The 20,417-nt window shown below is 54.2% G+C and carries 21 protein-coding genes and 1 pseudogene; 8 read left to right on the top strand and 14 right to left on the bottom strand.

The window, feature by feature from the left end; translation table 11 throughout:
* Window positions 1-98: 98 nt before the first annotated feature.
* Window positions 99-1,688 (bottom strand): ABC-F family ATPase, encoded by a 1,590-nt coding sequence (locus KW848_RS02165; RefSeq protein ID WP_008149954.1) that lies wholly within the window; start codon window positions 1,686-1,688, stop codon window positions 99-101.
* Between the two features lie 496 nt (window positions 1,689-2,184).
* Here KW848_RS02165 and lpxO point away from each other — a divergent pair, with 496 nt between their 5' ends.
* Window positions 2,185-3,084: a lipid A hydroxylase LpxO gene (lpxO, locus tag KW848_RS02160; protein WP_218535189.1), complete on the top strand. Its 900-nt coding sequence runs from the start codon at window positions 2,185-2,187 to the stop codon at window positions 3,082-3,084.
* Between the two features lie 118 nt (window positions 3,085-3,202).
* On the opposite strand, the gene KW848_RS02155 is transcribed toward lpxO, so the two are convergent.
* A complete protein-coding gene (locus tag KW848_RS02155; RefSeq protein ID WP_218535176.1) occupies window positions 3,203-4,063 on the bottom strand; it encodes a Ku protein in 861 nt (286 codons plus the stop codon).
* Between the two features lie 203 nt (window positions 4,064-4,266).
* Here KW848_RS02155 and KW848_RS02150 point away from each other — a divergent pair, with 203 nt between their 5' ends.
* Window positions 4,267-4,623: a hypothetical protein gene (locus tag KW848_RS02150; protein ID WP_192408404.1), complete on the top strand. Its 357-nt coding sequence runs from the start codon at window positions 4,267-4,269 to the stop codon at window positions 4,621-4,623.
* A gap of 51 nt (window positions 4,624-4,674) precedes the next feature.
* Window positions 4,675-5,826, top strand: a complete 1,152-nt coding sequence (locus tag KW848_RS02145) for a PQQ-dependent sugar dehydrogenase (protein WP_218535170.1) — start codon at window positions 4,675-4,677, stop codon at window positions 5,824-5,826.
* A gap of 189 nt (window positions 5,827-6,015) precedes the next feature.
* Here KW848_RS02145 and rimI read toward each other — a convergent pair whose 3' ends face one another.
* Window positions 6,016-7,113: a ribosomal protein S18-alanine N-acetyltransferase gene (gene rimI, locus KW848_RS02140; protein ID WP_218535158.1), complete on the bottom strand. Its 1,098-nt coding sequence runs from the start codon at window positions 7,111-7,113 to the stop codon at window positions 6,016-6,018.
* A gap of 92 nt (window positions 7,114-7,205) precedes the next feature.
* On the opposite strand from rimI, the gene KW848_RS02135 reads away from it, so the two are divergent.
* Both KW848_RS02135 and KW848_RS02130 read left to right on the top strand, forming a co-directional pair.
* The gene (locus KW848_RS02135) at window positions 7,206-8,780 is read left to right on the top strand and encodes a RimK family protein (protein WP_256364995.1); all 1,575 of its coding nucleotides are present in this window, start codon (window positions 7,206-7,208) and stop codon (window positions 8,778-8,780) included.
* Window positions 8,781-8,787: 7 nt separating this feature from the next.
* A complete protein-coding gene (locus tag KW848_RS02130) occupies window positions 8,788-9,711 on the top strand; it encodes a magnesium transporter CorA family protein (RefSeq protein WP_218535149.1) in 924 nt (307 codons plus the stop codon).
* A 127-nt stretch (window positions 9,712-9,838) separates the two neighbouring features.
* Here the strand turns inward: KW848_RS02130 and KW848_RS02125 are convergent, their stop codons facing one another.
* Window positions 9,839-10,174: a DUF2834 domain-containing protein gene (locus KW848_RS02125; RefSeq protein WP_218535147.1), complete on the bottom strand. Its 336-nt coding sequence runs from the start codon at window positions 10,172-10,174 to the stop codon at window positions 9,839-9,841.
* A 248-nt stretch (window positions 10,175-10,422) separates the two neighbouring features.
* On the opposite strand from KW848_RS02125, the pseudogene ilvA reads away from it, so the two are divergent.
* Window positions 10,423-11,418: pseudogene (ilvA, locus tag KW848_RS02120) on the top strand (threonine ammonia-lyase, biosynthetic); the annotation flags it as partial.
* Between the two features lie 24 nt (window positions 11,419-11,442).
* Here ilvA and KW848_RS02115 read toward each other — a convergent pair.
* Window positions 11,443-11,748, bottom strand: a complete 306-nt coding sequence (locus tag KW848_RS02115) for an NIPSNAP family protein (RefSeq protein ID WP_074876451.1) — start codon at window positions 11,746-11,748, stop codon at window positions 11,443-11,445.
* Window positions 11,749-11,777: 29 nt separating this feature from the next.
* Window positions 11,778-12,260, bottom strand: a complete 483-nt coding sequence (eco, locus tag KW848_RS02110; RefSeq protein WP_218535143.1) for a serine protease inhibitor ecotin — start codon at window positions 12,258-12,260, stop codon at window positions 11,778-11,780.
* 306 nt (window positions 12,261-12,566) lie between these two features.
* Between eco and KW848_RS02105 the strand changes: the two genes are divergently transcribed.
* Window positions 12,567-12,836 (top strand): DUF1652 domain-containing protein, encoded by a 270-nt coding sequence (locus tag KW848_RS02105; protein ID WP_111450020.1) that lies wholly within the window; start codon window positions 12,567-12,569, stop codon window positions 12,834-12,836.
* Here KW848_RS02105 and KW848_RS02100 read toward each other — a convergent pair.
* Window positions 12,833-13,228, bottom strand: a complete 396-nt coding sequence (locus KW848_RS02100; RefSeq protein WP_218535134.1) for a hypothetical protein — start codon at window positions 13,226-13,228, stop codon at window positions 12,833-12,835. The two genes, KW848_RS02105 and KW848_RS02100, sit on opposite strands and share 4 nt — an antisense overlap.
* A gap of 92 nt (window positions 13,229-13,320) precedes the next feature.
* Window positions 13,321-13,590: a DUF2790 domain-containing protein gene (locus KW848_RS02095; RefSeq protein ID WP_008149978.1), complete on the bottom strand. Its 270-nt coding sequence runs from the start codon at window positions 13,588-13,590 to the stop codon at window positions 13,321-13,323.
* Between the two features lie 508 nt (window positions 13,591-14,098).
* On the opposite strand from KW848_RS02095, the gene KW848_RS02090 reads away from it, so the two are divergent.
* The gene (locus KW848_RS02090; protein ID WP_218535133.1) at window positions 14,099-14,395 is read left to right on the top strand and encodes a hypothetical protein; all 297 of its coding nucleotides are present in this window, start codon (window positions 14,099-14,101) and stop codon (window positions 14,393-14,395) included.
* A gap of 109 nt (window positions 14,396-14,504) precedes the next feature.
* Here KW848_RS02090 and KW848_RS02085 read toward each other — a convergent pair whose 3' ends face one another.
* The 6 genes from KW848_RS02085 to KW848_RS02060 are packed head-to-tail and all read right to left on the bottom strand — an operon-like array spanning window position 14,505 to window position 20,406.
* Window positions 14,505-15,479: a sel1 repeat family protein gene (locus KW848_RS02085; RefSeq protein WP_218535366.1), complete on the bottom strand. Its 975-nt coding sequence runs from the start codon at window positions 15,477-15,479 to the stop codon at window positions 14,505-14,507.
* 5 nt (window positions 15,480-15,484) lie between these two features.
* Window positions 15,485-16,453, bottom strand: a complete 969-nt coding sequence (locus KW848_RS02080; protein WP_218535131.1) for a tetratricopeptide repeat protein — start codon at window positions 16,451-16,453, stop codon at window positions 15,485-15,487.
* A gap of 34 nt (window positions 16,454-16,487) precedes the next feature.
* Window positions 16,488-17,462 (bottom strand): tetratricopeptide repeat protein, encoded by a 975-nt coding sequence (locus KW848_RS02075; RefSeq protein ID WP_218535130.1) that lies wholly within the window; start codon window positions 17,460-17,462, stop codon window positions 16,488-16,490.
* A 12-nt stretch (window positions 17,463-17,474) separates the two neighbouring features.
* Window positions 17,475-18,443 carry a tetratricopeptide repeat protein gene (locus KW848_RS02070; RefSeq protein WP_192408414.1) on the bottom strand — a complete coding sequence of 323 codons (969 nt, stop codon included), beginning with the start codon at window positions 18,441-18,443 and terminating at the stop codon, window positions 17,475-17,477.
* Window positions 18,444-18,448: 5 nt separating this feature from the next.
* The gene (locus tag KW848_RS02065) at window positions 18,449-19,420 is read right to left on the bottom strand and encodes a sel1 repeat family protein (RefSeq protein WP_192408625.1); all 972 of its coding nucleotides are present in this window, start codon (window positions 19,418-19,420) and stop codon (window positions 18,449-18,451) included.
* A gap of 5 nt (window positions 19,421-19,425) precedes the next feature.
* On the bottom strand, window positions 19,426-20,406 hold the full coding sequence (locus KW848_RS02060; RefSeq protein ID WP_218535129.1) for a tetratricopeptide repeat protein: 981 nt from the start codon (window positions 20,404-20,406) through the stop codon (window positions 19,426-19,428).
* Between the last annotated feature and the right edge of the window lie 11 nt (window positions 20,407-20,417).

Genomic DNA, 20,417 nt, shown 5'->3' with positions numbered 1-20,417 from the left:
GAGCCTGCTCGCGAAGGTTTCTGAACCAAACTATCCCTTCACCCTTGAATGCAAAAAGCCCCGTCACCAGGACAGGGCTTTCCATTTTCAGCCGGTGCTTAGAACACAACGCCCTGGCTACGCAGGTAGTCGTCATAGGTGCCGCTGAAGTCGATCACGCCACTAGGGCTCAACTCGATGATGCGGGTGGCCAGGGACGATACGAACTCACGGTCGTGGCTGACGAAGATCAGCGTGCCCGGGTAGTTCTCGAGCGCCAGGTTCAGCGCCTCGATGGATTCCATGTCCAAGTGGTTGGTCGGTTCGTCCATGATCAGCACGTTCGGCTTTTGCAGGATCAGCTTGCCGAACAGCATGCGACCTTGCTCACCACCGGAGATGACCTTGACCGACTTGAGGATCTCGTCGTTGGAGAACAGCATACGGCCGAGGGTACCGCGAACGATTTGCTCGCCGCCCTGAGTCCATTGGCCCATCCAGTCGAACAGGTTGCAGTCGTCTTCGAAGTCGTGAGCGTGGTCCTGGGCGTAGTAGCCCAGTTCCGCGGCGTCGGTCCACTTCACAGTACCGGCATCCGGGGTCAGTTCGTTGACCAGGGTGCGCAGCAGGGTGGTTTTACCGATACCGTTCGGGCCGATGATCGCCACGCGCTCGCCGGCTTCAACCTGGAAGCTGAAGTCCTTGAACAGTGTCTTGCCGTCGAAGCCTTTGGCCATGCGCTCGACGATAACGGCCTGACGGTGCAGCTTCTTGGTTTGTTCGAAACGGATGAACGGGCTCACACGGCTCGAAGGCTTGACCTCGGCCAGCTGGATCTTGTCGATCGCCTTGGCGCGGGAGGTTGCTTGCTTGGCTTTCGAGGCGTTGGCCGAGAAGCGGCTGACGAACGATTGCAGTTCGGAGATCTGCGCTTTCTTCTTGGCGTTGTCCGACAGCAGTTGCTCGCGGGACTGGGTCGCCACGGTCATGTACTCGTCGTAGTTGCCCGGGAACAGGCGCAACTCGCCGTAATCCAGGTCAGCCATGTGGGTGCACACGCTGTTCAGGAAGTGACGGTCGTGAGAGATGATGATCATCAGGCTGGAGCGCTGGGTCAGGATGTTTTCCAGCCAGCGGATGGTGTTGATGTCCAGGTGGTTGGTCGGTTCGTCGAGCAACAACACTTCAGGATCGGAGAACAGCGCCTGGGCCAGCAATACGCGCAGTTTCCAGCCGGGGGACACTTCGCTCATCGGGCCGAAGTGCTGCTCGATGCCGATACCCAGGCCCAGCAACAGTTCGCCGGCACGGGATTCGGCGGTGTAGCCGTCCATTTCGGCGAATTCGGTTTCCAGTTCTGCAACGGCCATGCCGTCTTCTTCGGTCATTTCCGGCAGCGAGTAGATGCGGTCGCGCTCGGCCTTGACCTTCCACAGCTCTTCGTGACCCATGATCACGGTATCGATCACGGTGAATTCTTCGTAGGCGAACTGGTCCTGGCGCAATTTACCCAGACGCACGTTCGGCTCGAGCATGACCTGGCCGCCGGACGGCTCGAGGTCGTCGCCGAGGATTTTCATGAAAGTCGACTTGCCGCAACCGTTGGCGCCGATCAGGCCGTAGCGGTTGCCCGCGGCGAATTTGACCGAAACGTTTTCGAATAGCGGCTTGGCGCCGAACTGCATCGTGATGTTAGCTGTAGAGATCAAAGGTTTTTCCTGCGAAGCATTCAGAGTAGCTAGGGTTGCGGCAGTACCGATTCAGTACCCGTTTCCGTTATTCGAACCACAGGAAATGCATCCCGGTCAGAAGCGGAAGGTCCATCTGGCAATAAGTGGACAGCAGCATATGGAGCGCTTGGCCCGAGTCGAAGTGCGCTGAGACGGGGTTCATTCCCGTCGTCAACCAAGGGGGGCGCGTAATGTTTGGCGGCGATTGTACTGGTCTGGCTCTTTAAACGATAGGGCGTTAAGGCCGCACGGCCACTTTGGCAGCACCAGTGGACATATTTTCACCGTTGAAGGTTAACTATTGGTTACAAACTGTGGCTAAAATGCCATCTATCACCTGATGCCGACAGGCGGCATAGGCTCAAGAACGCGCCATTCGGGACTGCTGTTCTTAATTCAGACGCTGCACAAGACCCTTGGGCCGATTGGCTGGCAAGGGACGCAGCTTGTTCACTTCTGACATGTGACGATTGTTGTGAAATTGATCATTGTTGCTGTTTACGTTGTCTCCATTGCATACGTCCACCTGCGCGGACGCGTGCGCCACAAACTGGGCCGTCAACTGAGCGACCACTCGACATTTCTGGCGCCGATCAACTGCTTCCTTTATCTGTTCTCGAAAATCCCCAACAAGCCTTACCTCAACCCGGCCGAGTTTCCTGATCTGAGTCCGTTGCAGGACCATTGGGAAGAAATTCGCGCCGAGGGCCAGAACCTGCTCAGGGCCGGGGAGATCAAGCGGTCGAATCAATACGACGACGTCGGCTTCAACTCGTTCTTCAAGACGGGCTGGAAGCGTTTCTACCTGAAGTGGTACGGCGACAGCCATCCTTCGGCCATGAAACTTTGTCCGCGCACAACGGAATTGGTGCAAAGCATCGGCTCGATCAAGGCGGCGATGTTCGCCGAGTTGCCACCGGGTTCGAAACTGGTCCGTCACCGCGATCCGTATGCCGGTTCCTACCGCTATCACCTGGGCCTGGAAACCCCGAACGATGCCGGTTGCTACATCAACGTCGATGGCGAGAACTACCACTGGCGCGACGGTGAAGCGGTCATGTTCGACGAGACCTTCATTCATTACGCTGAAAACACCACCGGGCAGAACCGCATCATTCTGTTCTGCGACGTTGAGCGGCCGATGAAGTATCGCTGGGCGGCGGCGTTCAACAGCTGGTTCAGCCGTCATGTGATGTCGGCGGCGGGCGCACCGAACGATGTGGGTGACAAGACCGGCGGTATCAACCGCTTTTTCGCCAAAATCTACAAGATTCGACTTCGCGGTAAAGCGCTGAAGAAGCGCAACCGCAAGCTTTACTACCTCGAAAAGTGGGCGATTTTTGGCGGATTGGTGGCGATTTTCGTCTTGATCTAAGGATGTTTCACTGCGTATGGCCTCTTCGCGAGCAAGCCCGCTCCCACATTAGATCGCGGTCAACTGTGGGAGCGGGCTTGCTCGCGAAGGGGCCATAACATTTACCGCAAACCTTCAATCAGCCACGAGAAGTCTTCGTGGCTTTTTTCTGCGCGGCGGGTTTCGCGGCCGGTTTCGTTTTACCCGTGTTCTTGCCACCCAGGCTACGTTTAAGCAGCTCAGTCAGATCGATAACGTCTGCGGTTTTACGCTCCTCTTCGCCAGTCGCCGTTTCCACATCTTCGATTTTTCCTTCATTAGCCTTCTTCTCAACCAAGGCCATAATCTTGTCTTCAAAACTGTCGCGATAATCCTCGGGATTCCAGTCTGCGCTCATGTCCTGAACCAATCGTTTGGCCATATCGAGTTCACCTTTGGCCAGTTCGGGCTTGGTGACGTCACTGCCCAACTCAAGCGTATCCAGACTTCGTACTTCGGCGGGCCAGCGCAGCATCACCAATACCATCGCCGACTCCAGCGGCATCAGCGCGGCGAGGTGCTGACGCGTGTGCAGCACAACATGAGCCAGGGCGACTTTATTGGTTTTGCTTAACGTTTCGCGTAACAGCGCATAGACCTTGCCACCGCGTTTATCCGGCGCGAGGTAGTAGGGCGTATCAATGTTTTGCAGGGGGATCTGCTCGCTGTCGACAAAGGAAAAGATGTCGATGGTCTGAGTGGACAGCGGGTGCGCCGACTTGATTTCCTCTTCGCTGAGGACCACATACCGACCCTTTTCATACTGCACACCTTTAACGATGTGTTCCTTGGTCACTTCCTTGCCGGTGACCTTGTTGATGCGCTTGTAGCCCACCGGGTCCATGCTGCGGCTGTCGAGCCAGTCGAAATCCACCCCCTGCGAGGACGTCGCCGAGACCAGCGCCACAGGGATATGCACCAGACCGAAACTGATCGCGCCTTTCCAGATTGCCCGTGCCATGGTCGTCTTCTCGCGAGTGATGTTCAGGTGACCTGTGGCCCGGTACAAAAGTTTCAGTGGCTTGAGGCCCGGTCCAGTGGGGGATCAGCGGCGTCCTCAACTTCGTGTTACATCTTGCCGGGGAGGTTTTAGTTAACAAATCCGAACCCCGGGCGTAGCGTGATAACGAAGTTTCTATCCACGCTGATGTCGAGAGGCTCCCCATGAACAGATTTGTGCTCGGCTGCACCGCGTTGGCGTTGAGTGGCATGCTGAGCAATCTGGCCCAGGCCGACACCGCGCCGTCTCCTTCTTCACTGCTGTTGGCCCAGAGCCCGGCAGGCAATGCCAGCAACCCTTACAACAGTCCGATTCGCCGGGCCAATCCCAACAGCATGCAAGGCACGCAACCCAGCGCGCCGGCCATCCGTGGGCCGAACACAGTGCCTGTGCCGCGCCCTCCGACGCTTGACAATGGTGGCGTCGGCAACCGCTATCCCCAGGATCGCTCGCCTCCCGCCACCCCACCGAAATTCATTCCCAATCCACCTCATCGAGACGCAGACACCAGCAACCGTTGAACGGCACGACAGCGTTCTTGCCAGCCATTCGAACGACAAAAGGAATCGTGCATGTTGCGTAAAACCCTTCTGGCCACGCTGTGTGCCAGCGCACTGATCACCGTCACGGCGCCCGTTTTCGCAGCGCCACCCCAGAATTTCAAAAGCGAACAGGGCACCCTTGAGGTGACGACAATGACCACGGGGCTCGAACATCCCTGGGCCTTGGCGTTTCTTCCCGATCACCAAGGGATGCTGGTGACCGAGCGGCCCGGCAACCTGCGGGTGGTCAGCGCCGACGGTAAACTGTCCGCTCCGCTCAGTGGCGTGCCAAAGGTTTGGGCAAAGGGGCAGGGCGGCTTGCTGGATGTTGCGTTGTCGCCCGACTTCAATCAAGACCGCACGGTCTACTTGTCGTATGCCGAAGGTGGCGGTGAGGGCGACAAGGCCGGGACGGCGGTTGGTCGCGGACGTCTGTCTGACGACCTGACGGCCATCAAGGATTTCAAAGTGATCTTCCGCCAGGAACCCAAGCTTTCAGTCGGAAACCACTTCGGTTCAAGGTTGGTGTTCGACCGCGACGGCTATCTGTTCATCACCCTTGGCGAGAACAACGACCGGCCGACCGCTCAAGACCTCGACAAGCTGCAAGGCAAGGTCGTGCGGATCTACCCGGACGGCCAGGTGCCGGATGACAACCCCTTTGTCGGTCAGGCCGGCGTACGCCCGGAAATCTGGTCCTACGGCCAGCGCAATCCGCAAGGCGCGGCGCTCAACCCCTGGACCGGCACCCTTTGGGAAAACGAACACGGTCCCCAGGGTGGCGACGAAATCAACATCATCGAGCGAGGCAAGAACTACGGCTGGCCGGTAGCAACCCATGGCATCAACTATTCCGGCCAGCCGATCCCGGAAGCCAAGGGCAAGACCGCCGAAGGCACCGTCGCCCCGCACCATGTCTGGGAGAAGTCCCCCGGCGTCAGTGGCATGGCGTTCTACGACGCTGACCGCTTCAAGGCCTGGCAGCACAACGTGTTTATCGGCGCGCTGGTGAGCCAGGAGTTGATCCGCTTGCAGTTCGATGGCGACAAGGTCGTTCACGAAGAGCGATTGCTGAGCGAACTCAACAAGCGCATTCGCGATGTGCGGCAGGGGCCCGATGGGTACTTGTATGTACTGACCGATGAGGACGACGGAGCCCTGTACAGGATTGGCCTGAAGTAACGCATCCCTTGTAGCAGCTGGCGAACTGTGGCGAGGGGATTTGGCGAAACGTCGCACCGCCCCGTTCGGCGGCGAAGCCGTCGTAATTCATTGGACGCAGTGTGGCTGGAAAAACTGGGGCCGCTTCGCAGCCCAACGGGGATAAATCCCCTCGCCACAGTTCGCCAGCGGCTACAGGGGTTTTGAAGCTCATGATCGGGCGTACAGGACCACTGCCGCCCGCAACTTGCCTCGACCGAAGCTGCTCATCTTGTCGAACTCCCCATGGCTGACCGGCAAATGCTGGCAGTCCATGGGTTGGCGATGCTGGCTGTGATCGACATCCGGGTCATGCAGGTAGACGAACTCTTCATCGCAATCGGTGACGATCACCCAATGCGGCGATTTGGAGCGGGTCAGTCGATAGCTGCTGATGAGCACCAGCGGTTGTCCGCCACCGTCCAGTAACCGTGGAAGGTTCAGTGGTCCGCCGATCACTCGTTCCACATCAGTCTCTTGTAGCTGCGTGGTGAACTCCTCGTGTACTAGCCGCATTACCTCTTTTTTATGCGCATCGCGTACGCCATCGAGAAACAGGGGCCCGGCCATGCTCAGTTGCAGACGCACTGCAAAACCCCGTCGCCATGCCGCCAGCGCCAGGCCTTGAGGGCTGCAGCCACCATGGCCCGAGGTCATGAACACGGTGGTCGCTTCGCGCCAGATCTGCAGTTCTTCGCGTCGCGCCAGCACGCGATCCGCTTGCAGCGCGCCCATGGCCATCAGCAGACAGGCCGGGCCGCAGGTGAAATCGATGGTCTGCGAATACCAGGGCACCTTGATGTTGCGCGAGTCGCGGTGCTGGAGGATGCGCTTTTCCAGCCGCAGCGCGTCGGCATGGTCCTGGTAATAGTCATGAATCAGGGCAAAGCGTCGATAACCGTTGCGCTCATACAGGGCAATCGCTGTCGGGTTGTCGATGCGTACTTCCAGCCGCAGGTAGGCGCAGTCGTGTTCAACGGCGCAGGCCTCGATGTGTTGGAGCAATTGTTTGCCCAGGCCACTGCCGCGCGCTTCGGTGGCGATCGCAATCGAGTAAAGGCGCGCCAGCGAAGTGCCCCGGTGGAACAGCACCACGGCGTAACCGACCAGGTGCTCGCCACGCTGGGCCACCAGCAGTTGCCCATGGGCCCGGGTGATCATCCATTGAAAACTGCGACGGTTAAGCCGATCCGTGGTGAAACAGTGTTGTTCGAGTTCCAGCAGTGCCGGCAAGTCTTCAACCACCGCCAAGCGAAAAACCAGATTCATATGACCACCGTAAAAGTTGCGTAACGAAACGGGACTTTCTAAAAAGTTCGTGCTTAATAGGAAAGGTCTTGTTCTCCAACGGATCAATCACTATGTCAGCGGTACAGGGTCATTGGCGCGAAGTATCCGAGCAAACTTTGCCGGCAGCAACTTATTTAAATGACGGTGTCAGAACTTCCAGCCAGTTGATTATCATCGTCGAACGCAAGGAAGACTGGGCCTCCTACTTCCCCAGTGAAGACATCGTGACGGCTCAGGAATACCTCGAAAAAACCCGTGACAACGAGCGAGGCAAGCGGGTCCAGGTGATCAACCTGTGCCGCAGCTACAAGTACCTGGGGCACGGCTACTACTGCTCGCTGCTGGCCGAAGCCCGTGGGCACAAGGTGATTCCGTCGGTGCGGACCATCAGCGAACTGACTCGAAAATCCTTGTACGGCCTGGCCCTGGATGATCTGGATAAAACCCTGGAAAAAGCCCTCAGTCATCATCTTTACAGCGATACCGAAGGCTTTACCCTGACGCTGTACTTTGGCAAGACTCATATCGAGCCGTTACAGGATCTGGCGCGACAGTTGTTTGAAGTCTTTCCGTGCCCGATATTGTTAGTTGAGTTTCGTCGAGCTAACGGCTGGCACATTGAAGGGATAAAGTCCGGTGCCTTACATAAGTTGCGCGAAGATCAGGAAGATCAGTTCGCCCACTCACTCGACAGTTTCAGTCGCAAGATATGGCGCGTGCCACGTTCCCGGCGTTTGGCCCGTTATGACCTGGCCATCCTGCACGATCCTCAGGAAGCGTTACCGCCGTCGAATGCCAAGGCGCTGGACAACTTCGTCAGGGTTGGCAAGACGCTGGGCATCGACGTCGAGCTGATCGAGCGCAAGGACTACGCGCGTATCGCCGAATACGACGGGCTGCTGATCCGCGAGACGACCAGCGTCGACAACCACACCTACCGGTTTGCCAAGAAAGCCGAGAGCGAAGGGCTGGTGGTGATGGACGACCCGGCGTCGATTCTGCGTTGCACCAACAAGGTGTACCTGACCGATCTGCTCAAGAGCCATCAACTGGGCATGCCCGCCACCGAGATTCTCTACAAAGAGCGACCGGAAGACTTTGAGCGGGTTGGCGAGCGTCTCGGTTTCCCCTTGGTATTGAAGATCCCCGACGGTTGTTTCTCTCGGGGCGTGATCAAGGTCGAAAGCCAGCAAGCCTTGCTCGACGCCACGGCCGAACTGTTCGAGCATTCGGTGCTGTTGCTGGCCCAGGAATTCTTCTACACCGAATACGACTGGCGCATCGGCGTGCTCAACCGCAAACCCATCTTTGCCTGCCAGTACTTTATGTCCAAGGGCCATTGGCAGATCTACAACCACAAAGCCAAGGGTCAGGACATCAACGGCGAATGCCGAACCCTGGCGGTTCACGAAGCGCCGCGGGCGGTGGTGGAACTGGCAGTGAAGACCGCGAACCTGATCGGCGATGGCCTCTACGGTGTCGACCTCAAGCAGTCCGGCGACAAAGTGGTGGTGATCGAGGTCAACGACAACCCGAACATGGACGCCGGCATCGAAGACGCTTACTTGCAGGACGATCTGTATTCACTGGTGCTGGAGGAGTTTGTCCGTCGCCTGGAACTCAAGCGCCGCGGCCAGGCCTGGTGAACGGCCGATGATCAAGAGCTTTCAACTGATCCACGGCGCCCTGCACAAAGTCGAACGGCTGGACGCCGAAGTGATGCTCTTCAGCAACCCCGACGCCGCCGAGCGGGACCTGCTGCACAGCCATTTCAAGCTCGATGAACACGCGCTGGCCTCGGCCCTGGACCCCGACGAGGTGTCGCGTATCGAGTTTCACCCCGACAACCTGTTCCTGATCTGGAAACGCCCGGAAAACTATTCTGGTGGCGGGAGCCTGGTCTTCGAGGTGTCGTCCTGCGGCTTGCTGTTCTCGCCGGGCCGTTTGCTGGTGATCGCCACCGACGACTCGCCGCTCCACGGGCTCGGCACTCGGCAGCGGCTGAACACGCCGCTGGATGTGTTGCTGGACTTGTTGTTCAACAACATCCATCACTACCTGGGCCACTTGAAGGTGATCAAATTGGTTGCCCGGGAGTTGCAGCAAAAATTCAATGCGTCGATGGAAAACCAGCACCTGATCCAGATGTTCAACCTCAGCGAGAGCCTGATCTATTACATAAATGCCATCCACAGCAACGGCGCGGTGCTGACCCGGCTGCGCAACCACGCGGAAAAGGAACACTTCAGCGCTGAAGCCATTGGCCTGATCGACGACCTGATCATCGAAAACAACCAGTGCTACAAACAGGCGGAAATCTACTCCACGGTGTTCTCCGGGCTGATCGACGCCCGGGGCAACCTGATGAACAACAGCATGAACAACCTGCTGCGCAAGCTGACGTTGATCAATGTGGTGTTTCTGCCGCTGAACCTGATTGCAAGTATCGGCGGCATGTCGGAGTTCAGCATGATGACGGCGGGCGTGCCGTGGTGGGTTTCGTATCCGCTGTTTCTGACCGCGATGGCGTTAGGTGCGGGGGTGATGGTGCTTGGGCTGAGGCGCTTGGCTAAGTAACTTCGGTGGCTGTGAGATTGCCATCGCGAGCAGGCTCGCTCCCACACTGGAACTGTGGCGTTCACCAGCCCCCTGTGGGAGCGGGCTTGCTCGCGAAGGCCATCTCAAAATCACAACAATTCCGGGATCAAATTCCTTGGCTCGCATCGACAGAATCTTTACGGCTTTGCAGCCCCCGAACCACCAAATACAACAATGGCCCGATGGATACAAAAATCGCCGTAATCAGCAGATAAGGAATCACCGACAACCGAGACCGCCCGCGCTTGCGCGCATCCGTGTACATCCAGATGCCCGCGAGCGTCGCCAGCAGGTACAAATCAATCACCACCTGCGCCGTGTCGGGGCGCGACATCAGGCTGATGCCGAAGTCGATCAATGACTGTTCGGCCTGCAGCATCACCGAAACGGTGTAGCCGGCAAACGCGATCAGGACAATGAGGGGCAGGGCGACAGACTTCATGGTTTCCTTCCTTGGGACAATGAGCAGAGTCGTCAGCCTACAGAGGCCGAGTAAAATTGACCATTGACTTGCCATCAGCGCCCGGCTAATTTCCGGGCATGACTTCCACTGTATTGCGCTGCCAGCCAAGCATTATTACCGCCATTCCTTATTTGGCGGGCTAGCTCACGACTGCAGCACCCAACCCGCCCTAGAGGCGGGTTTTTACTTTCTGCCTCCTGGGTTCTGATCAACGTCAGGAGACGACCATGAGCAGCACCACCACCCAGCAGACCTTGCTTGAGCAATACGTGAAAAAGATCCTCGCCGCGCCCGTGTATGAGCTCGCGGTGCGTACGCCGCTGCAACCGGCGCCAGCGTTGTCCGAGGCGCTCGGCAATCAGATCCTGCTCAAGCGCGAAGACCTGCAACCGACCTTTTCCTTCAAGATCCGCGGCGCCTACAACAAACTCGTGCAGTTGAGCGATGAGCAGAAGGCTCGTGGTGTGATCACCGCTTCGGCGGGCAATCATGCCCAGGGCGTGGCGCTGGCGGCGCGTGAATTGGGGATCGCCGCGACCATTGTGATGCCGTGCACGACGCCCGAACTGAAGGTGCTCGGTGTACGCAGCCGGGGCGCCGACGCCGTGCTGCACGGTGAGAGTTTTCCGTTTGCCCTGGACTATGCGCTGAACCTGGCACGGCAAACCGGTCGCACCTTTGTCTCGCCCTTCGACGACCCGGATGTGATCGCGGGGCAGGGCACCGTCGCCATGGAAATCCTGCGTCAGCATCAAGGTCCACTGGACGCGATCTTTGTCCCGGTGGGTGGTGGCGGACTGATCGCCGGCATCGCGGCGTACGTCAAATACTTGCGACCTGAAGTCCGCATCATCGGCGTCGAGTCGGAGCATTCCGCGTGTTTGTCCGCGGCATTACAGGCCGGCGAGCGCGTTGTCCTGCCGAGCGTAGGCACTTTCGCCGACGGTGTCGCGGTTGCCCAGATTGGTGCTTATGGTTTCGAAGTCTGCCGGTTTTGCGTAGATGAGGTGATGGCGGTCAGCAACGACGAGCTCTGCGCTGCCATCAAGAATATCTACGACGATACCCGCTCGATCACCGAACCTTCCGGTGCCTTGGCCGTGGCCGGAATCAAGAAGTACGTGGCGCAAACCGGTGCCCGTGGTCAGACCCTGGTAGCGATCGACTCGGGCGCCAATATCAATTTCGACAGTTTGCGCCATGTGGCCGAGCGCGCCGCGTTGAGCGGCGCCCCGGCGTGAGCAGTATCAGGCCAGCAGCGGGCGCAGGAAGGTCCGCTCATAGCTGACGATAAACTTCTTCTCCACCAGCGAAGCCACCAGCGCGGCGCTTTCGGCGTCAGTCATCGCGATATGCCGGTAGCTTTCGTAGTCCGCCAACGAAGGAAAACTGAACAGGCAGTAGGCGATATTGCTCGCGCCCTCGGAAGGCAGGAAGTACCCGTGGTGCGTACCGCCCAAACGCTCGACGATGCCGAGCCAGGCTTTGGCGTAGGCTTCGAATTCGCTGAGTTGGTACGGATCGATCACATATTTGACGTGGCAGGTAATCAAAATGGCGCTCCTGTAACGGGACAGAACGGTTATTCCAGGACGGCTTTCTCGACCTTGCTCGACGCCGACCAGATCCGGTAGCGGACTTCGACGTCTTTGGGCACGTAGAGCACGATCGGAAGTTTGCTGTTGTAGCGCAGCATGAAACCGTCACCGACCACCGGCACGAAGTCCTTTTTGCTCTTGCCGTCCGGGCAGGCCATCTGTGTACTCATCGGGCCGATGACTTTTTCCAGTCGGTAGAACGGGTAGCCCCAGCCTTCGAGGTTTTTCTCCTCGAGAATGCCGCCCAGGCGTTGGCGATTGCAGTCGACGGTCAGGGTTTTGCCGGCGAGGATTTCGACCTGGTAGCCGTCTTCCTGAGCCTGTGGAGCAAGGTGAATGACCTGGCGGGTGAAACCGCTCTCGGGTTTGGGGAACGGCGCGACTTCTTCGAGTTTCGCGGCGTGCGCAGCGCACGACAGCCCAGCAACTATTAGCCCAACGGTATTGATTTGGATCAACGAACCCATGATGCCTCCTTGCGTGCGAGTGGGGTCAGCGGATACTGAATTGATTGGCCGCATTCTTACTGGCGTCGTCGGCCAATGCAAACTTGTCGCGAGATGTATGCGGATTGCAGGGACACAGCAACGCCTTTCTTGCAGATTGCATGAGGCCATTTAGCAGTCGTTTGGCTAAATCGTTGATTTGCCGATGAGCTGCAGGGCGAAATCCCGGGCATGTTTTATGCTCTAGCTGGTCTTGAGCTGACCGGGGATGTCATTGCGTCAGTATCGATCGTTGATTGGCAGTCTCACAATAAGGAGAGGGTCGCCATGTTTCTTTCTGCCTTGGAACTTCGCAACATCATTGAAAGCAGTTTTTTGCCGAAACGTTGTCAATGCACGCTGTCGCCGGACCTGTCGATGACCGTCAAGGTGTATTCCGATCGTGAAACCGATCACCTTGATCTAATAAAAACAGGAATAAATGCCAAACGGCTAAATGGTTGTCGAGAAATCAATGACCTGATCGCTGGACTGCGCTCTGACATGCAGCACCAAACCATTGCCCAGACGCTGCATCCAGACCGCAAAGCGCTTTAACCCACGGTTTCGAGCTCCATCGACACGCGCCTGGTCTGGAGAAACGCCAGACCCAGCGCCAGTTCGACCATCACCGCAAGCAATATGCCCGGACCGGCATGGCCATTGAGCCATTCACCGAAGCCCAATGCTGCCAGCCCCCAGCAGCCGACCATGAAACCGTTGCTCAGCGCATGGCGGGTGGTCGAAGGCGACTCGTTTCGAACCAGATAAAACATCACACCCAATGCCGCGAACAGCATTGCACTGCGCCGCGCGACAACGCCCACCGCCAACGAGTATTCAAGACCCCAGATTGACAGTAACCAGTCGGGCATCAAACCCCAGACCAAGGCCAGCAGAAAACACAGCGCGGCGGTAAAAGTCGACAAGGCACGAAACGATAACTGCATGGCGAATCCTTGCGGCAGTGAGGGGAGGCGCTAGAGCATAGCGCCAGAACCCCTCACGGGAATACCGCAAAGTGTTGAATCAGACCTTTCCGTCAGTTCTGATAACTGCAGGCGTCGGAAAGTTTACGGTAGGAGATTTCCGCAGGCTTGCCCGAGGCGCTATCGATGTACTTCATGTCCGCTGTGACCACCTTACAGTCCAGCGTCGACGGTTCGGTCAAGGTAATGACCTTGCCCACGTGCAGCGGCATACCGTAGTGGTACGGCACCGCCTGGGAGCTCGAAGTGTCATTGGCCTGGGCCAGACCGGCAAACGCGGTGCAGGCGAGGGCGGTGGTGATCAGCAAGGTGCGCATGTTCATGAACGATCTCCGGTGCGGGAGGGAAGTCAGCTCGACGTATTGGCGTCGAACCTGCCGCACTGGGCGTCAGAGAACTCTGAGGGCGTGCGGTCCAGTAAAGTTTTGGACCGCGGGGTTAAGCGATGGTTAACCCGACTGAATGCCGCCTGTCGTGAGGAGGTTTCTGACAGAGGTTTCATGTAGGTAAAAAAACTTGGGGGAGCTTCGGCGAGGTCCTACACGCTTGGACTCTTTGTCGTCTTTCGTCGGCGAGGTGCCAGCGTTTACTGTTTGACCTCGCTGCAAAATCAGCGAACAGGTTTGGTCACCTGATTAACACTGCGCATATATGTGCCATCATTCGCGCTGCGGACTTCTACGTCTCGTAGTGCGTTGCAATGGTGGCTGTGTGCAAGACGCTTTCGGGCGAGCCGTTTTGAGTGTTAGCGGTTGACCAAGCCTGTACACAGCCGCCTCCATCGTTTGGTCACGGTGCTGGCGATTACTAATTAATGCTCGAGTAATTACTATGCCAACGCTAAATGCATTCCCCGATCGCTATCGCTCAATCAAAAGCAGCGTTACCGAGACAAGCCCAATGGTCATCGACACCGAGGCCAATCCCCAAGACATACTCGAAGCCGCTTTACAGCGCGTCCGAGCCGCCAGCCAGTTACTTGAAACGCTCCATTGCCAATGCTTCAAGAACGGTGATGTTCAAGATATTCCACACATTACTCACGCGCTTTATCTGCTGACGCAGGATGGGTCCGATTTACTGCTGGTAGCGCAGCAGCAGATGATTGGGTGGAAGGCGCCGGTCTGACTGACGCTTTACTTTAAGGTTACGAGCAGCACAGTACGAGAATCAATTACGGCGTCTGTGCTGCTTTCTGCGGTGTTGGGGACTCGCACGTATTGAATGTGCAGCGATTTTAACGACCCAACTTATCAGGAAAAAACGACAGCGGAGGGTGTGTAGTTTTCCATTTAACTGCAAATTCTTCTGCTTCTTTGAGTTGTTCGGGAGTCATCTTTGCTGCGATTTCTGGAAGTACTTCCTCAACATAGGCTTGAACATTTCCGCCGCCGTCCAGTTCCTTAAGGAGGGAAGTGATAGCGTAGCCTTTGATTAGGTCAAGCTTAAAATCAAACAACGCAGGCGCGTGAGCCAAATAAGCACCATAACTACTCACGCCGCTTTCATATCCTCTTTCTGCGGCTGTTTTGATCCAATGGCGAGCGGACTCTAGATCACCCTTATTTTCATAAAGGTAGGCTGCATATTCCATCATTGCACGTGGGTTACCACCCTCAGCCGATGCTTTAAACCAATTTCCAACAGCATCTTTGCGCTTCCATGGAAGCAAAAAACCTTCGCCTTGTTTATCGCCAATAGCCATCCAGAACTGGGCTGTGGCATCTCCAGCATTAGCAGATTTTTCGAGCCAGGCTCGATCCAATGTCAACTCATACATAATGTACATCGCTTGTGCATCACCTTGCTCCGCCTTAGGCTTTGCAAGATCGGTCGCATGAGTCAGCCATTCTGCAGGAGATTTTTTTGCTTCGGGGCAGTGCTGCATCGTCTTGCACAAGTCGTCGCCGCTTCGCCCGAGTTGAATCATTGCGTAAAGATCACCTTGGGCAGCTGACGCCTCGTACCATTTCTGAGCTTCAGGATTCATATAGTGATTTTTCCTCCTGAGCAACTCTCCCAGATAATACTGTGCTTCGTGATCGCCGGCTTCCGCGGCAATGGTCAGGAAGGGGGTAGCAGAAACAGTTTTGTATTGGTTGTAAAAAGTTATTCCTTGTATTTTTGCTGCTTGCTGTTCCGAGGATAATTCGGCGGATGCTGGATTTGCAAACGCAATAATCAACAGTGCGGTAAATAGACTTTTCTTTATCAATGTTAACGGCTCAATTTTTCCGGGAAAAACGACAGAGGGGGATGAGTGGCCTTCCAGTTTTTTGCAAAATCGTTAGCTTCTGAAATTTCATCCGGTGTCATTTTTTCGGCAATTTCCGGAAGGGTTTCATTTACGTAAACCTGTACATCTCCGCCACCGTCAAGTTCAGATAGTAGCGAGGTCAACGCATAGCCTTTAACCCTATCTAATGGGAAGTCGTAAAGCGATGGTGAATGGGCTGAATATGCGCCGTAACTGCTAACGCCTGACTCGTACCCTTTATTAGCGGCTTCGACAATCCAATGGCGAGCGACTGTTAAGTCACCTTTATCTTCGTAAATAAACGCAGCGTATTCCATCATTGCAGGGGGGTATCCTCCTTCTGCAGATAGTTTCAGCCAGTTTCCAATTGCTTCATGCCGCTTCCACGGCAAGAAGAAACCGTCTCCTTGCCTGGTTCCAATTGCCATCCAGTATTGAGCTAATGCATATCCAGAATTTGCAGATTTCTCCAGCCATTCATCCTTAAGCGTTAGTTCATACATTAAGTACATCGCTTCGGGATCACCACTTTCAGCAGCAGGTTTCGTCAAGTCTAGCGCGCCTTTCAACCATTGCGCTGGTGTTTTTGTGCTTTCAGGGCAATTGCCCATGTTGACGCAGAGATTATCACCACTTCGTCCGAGTTGTATCATCGCATAAACGTTATTTTGGTTTGCTGATTCCTCGTACCAATTTTGAGCTTCGGCGGTCATGAACTGCTTTTCTTTGCGTAGTCTTTCGGCTAAATAAAACTGTGCTTCTGCATCTCCAGCTTCAGCTGCAATACGCAACTCAAGTTGCGCATTTTTATATTGGTTGAACAGCAATATTCCTCGCGATTTGGCTGATTGCTCATCTTGAGTAAGGTGCGCGTTTGCGTAACCTGATAAAGCTAAAGCGAATAATGCACCGATAATGAGTTTTCTCATAACAGTCCGCGTGCAAGAAATATTCTTCTCCAAGTTAACGACTCAACTTGTCAGGAAAAAACGATAGGGGAGGGTGCGATGCTTTCCACTCTTGCGCCACCTTCTCTGAATTTTCGATCTGTTCAGTCGTCATTTTTTCGGCAATTTCTTTATGCTTTTCCTGGACGTAATCCTGTATGGCGCCGCCGCCATCTAGTTCTTTTAACAAGGAAAAAAGGGCATGACCTTTCACCAAATCCAAGGGATAGCCGACCTTGTCGGGCATGTGTGCGATGTAAGCGCCATAATTGCTCACAGCCCGCTGCTCACCGGTCTCTGCTGCGACCCGCAACCAGTGACGAATACTTGCCATGTCACCCTCTTCGAACAAGATTTGCAGATAATCCATCATGGCCGCTGGATACCCACCTTCTGAGGCGAGTTTCAACCAGTTGCGAACTGATTCCTGGCGTTTTCCCGGGAGAAAAAAGAAGCCTTCTCCCTGGCGTTCCCCGACAGCCATCCAGTACTGCGCTATTGAATAACCGGCGTTAGCGGACTTTTCTAACCAAGCCCGATCCAGAGAGATCTCATACATCAGGTACATGGATTCAGGGTCGCCTTTTTCCACGTTGAGCAAAGCTGTGTTATTGGCTTGTACCAACCATTCGGCGTGTGTCTTTTGTCCTGCGAGGCAATTTTCCACTTGATGACAAAGGTCGATCCTACTGCGACCTAGCCGAATCATTGCGTAAACATCACCATGCGCTGCCGAAGCCTCATACCACTTCCGTGCTTCGGCATCTATGTAGCGGTTTTTCTTTCTAAGTGACTCAGCCAAATAATATTGGGCTTCGTGATCACCTGATTGTGCTGCTAATTCAAGGAATGGCACTGCTGCACTTGTTTTGAACTGATTGTAAAGTGTGATGCCTTGCGCTTTCGTGGAATTCAGGTTCAACGTAGGCTGTGCGTTAACCTGGATAGATATTTCGATCGCGAAGAGGGCTATGAAAAAATACGCTCTCATAGTGTTAATGCTTCATAGCTTGTCAGGGAAAAACGACAGCGGAGGGTGGCTGGATTTCCAGTTCTCCGAAAAAACTTTAGCTTCTTTCATTTGCTCTGGTGACATTTTTTTCGCGATGTCCGGTAGCACGTCCTCAACATCTCGTCGAACATGTCCTCCTCCGTCAAGTTCATAAAGGAGAGAAAGCAGAGCGTATGATTTAACAAGGTCTAATTTGAACCCATAATTAGACGGATCCTCTCCCAAATAGGAGCCGTATCCGAACACTCCCTCGACATATCCTGAGGCAGCAGCTTTTTCGCTCCAGAATCTGAAACTTTCAAGATCATTTTTTTCAACTGAAACTGCTGCTAGCCCCATCATCCCTGGTGGATAGCCACCTTCCGCTGAAGCTTTCATCCAGCGCTCCACAGCGTCTAATCGACTTGCTGAAAGTAGAAAAAATCCGCCGCCTTCTTGATATTTTGTGGCTAAGCGAAACTGCGCGAGAGAAAAACCATGTTGTGCCGACTTTTCGAGCCATTTGTCATCGCCGGATATCTCATACATTAGGTACATTGACTCCGCATTTCCACGTCCGGCTTCTAGACTTGCAGATTTTTTAGCTAAGTTCATCCATTCCTTGGGCGCTTTATTTCCTTGAGGACAATTATTCATTGCAATGCATAAGTCATCAGTCGCTTGACCAAGCCTTATCATTGAATAGACATTTCCTAGAGTCGCAGAGTCTTCGTAAGCTTTTTGTGCCTCAGTATTCATATGGCGATTATTTTTTCTTATGGCTTCGCCTAAATAATACATAGCCTCATCATCTCCACCTTCGGCTGCAAGCTTTAGGTATGAGATTGCGGAAATGGCTTTGTATTGATTGTATAAAGTTATTCCTTGTATTTTTGCTGCTTGTTGTTCCACGGATGTTTGCGCGAATGCACTACTTGAAAGGGCAGTAATTAATAGCGCGCATGCTAAGTGGGTGCTCATTGAAATTAGCGACTCAACTTGTCAGGAAAAAATGATAGGGGTGGATGGGTGGACTTCCATTTTTTTGCAAACTCCTTAGCTTCTATTATCTGTTCAGGTGTCATTTTTGCAGCGATTAGAGGAAGTTTGTATTCGACATTGACTTGCATTCCGCCACCACCATCAAGCTCGGAGAGTAAATATACAAGCGCATAGCCCTTTATGATATCGAACGGGAATCCATAGGTGTCGGGTTCATGCGCTATATCAGATCCGTATCCATAAACCGTATCCGCGTAACCGACCAGCGCTGCTTGTTCATTCCAATGCCGAAAACCTTCAACATCCCCACTTTCAAATAGTATTGCGGCGTATTCCATCATTGACTTTGGATAACCACCTTCGGCGGAAGCTTTAAACCATTTTGCCACGGCCTCTCCACGTTTCCATGGCAGGAAAAAACCTTCACCTTGTTGGTAACCTACCCCCATCCAGTATTGAGCAAGTGCATTACCTGCCATGGCAGCCTTTTCAAGCCAGGCGTCGTCTAAAGTTAACTCGTACAATATATACATAGCCTCCGCATCACCCTGAATTGCTTTGGGCATGGCTATATTTTTAGCTTGATTCAACCACTCAATGGGCTTTTTTTGATCAGGAGGGCAATCATTTGAAAACGTACATAGATCTTTTTCGCTACGCCCAAGCTGAATCATGGCGTAAAGATCCCCCTGTGCGGCAGAGGCCTCATACCATTTTCGTGCTTCAGGATTCATATAATGATTTTTCCTCCTGAGCGATTCACCCAAATAATATTGTGCTTCGTGATCGCCGGCTTCCGCAGCAATGGTCAGGAAGGGGGTGGCAGAAACAGCTTTGTATTGGTTGTAGAAAGTAATCCCTTGTGTTTTTGCTGATAGCTGTTCCGAGGAAAGTTCGGCGGATGCTGGATTTGCAAACGCAATAATCAACAATGCGGTAAATAGACTTTTCTTTATCAACGTTAACGGCTCAATTTTTCCGGGAAAAACGACAGAGGGGGATGAGTGGCCTTCCAGTTTTTTGCAAAATCGTTAGCTTCTGAAATTTCATCCGGTGTCATTTTTTCGGCAATTTCCGGAAGGGTTTCATTTACGTAAACCTGTACATCTCCGCCGCCGTCAAGTTCAGATAGTAGCGAGGTCAATGCATAACCTTTAACTCTATCTAATGGGAAGTCATAAAGCGATGGTGAATGGGCTGAATATGCGCCGTAACTACTGACGCCTGATTTGTACCCTTTTTTAGCTGCTTCGACAATCCAATGGCGAGCGACTGTTAAGTCACCTTGATCTTCATAAATAAACGCAGCGTATTCCATCATTGCAGGGGGGTATCCTCCTTCTGCAGATAGTTTCAGCCAATTTCCAATTGCCTCATGCCGCTTCCACGGCAAGAAGAAACCGTCTCCTTGCCTAGTTCCAATTGCCATCCAGTATTGAGCTAATGCATATCCAGAATTTGCAGATTTCTCCAGCCATTCATCCTTAAGCGTTAGTTCATACATTAAGTACATCGCTTCGGGATCACCACTTTCAGCAACAGGTTTCGTCAAATCTAGCGCGCCTTTCAACCATTGCGCCGGTGTTTTTGTACTTTCAGGACAGTTGCCCATGTTGACGCAGAGATTATCATCACTTCGTCCGAGCTGTATCATCGCATAAACGTTATTTTGGTTTGCTGATTCCTCGTACCACTTTTGAGCGTCCTCGGTCATGTAGCGTTTTGTATTTCTAATTGATTCAGCTAAATAGTACTGGGATTCCGCATCCCCACCTGTTGCGGCTATCGTCAAATACTGTATTGCAGGCGCCATCTTGTACTGATTGTAAAGAACTATTCCCGTTTGCTTGGCTGCATTCAATTCAGCTGTAGGTTTTGCAAACAATTGGCAAGAAAAAAGCAGCGAAAAAACTGCAGTAGCGAGTGTGAATTTTTGGCGCATGTGTTGTCCTC

Source organism: Pseudomonas sp. PDM25, from assembly GCF_019219045.1.
Classification (GTDB): Bacteria; Pseudomonadota; Gammaproteobacteria; order Pseudomonadales; family Pseudomonadaceae; genus Aquipseudomonas.
This window is presented reverse-complemented; position numbering and strand designations above follow the sequence as displayed.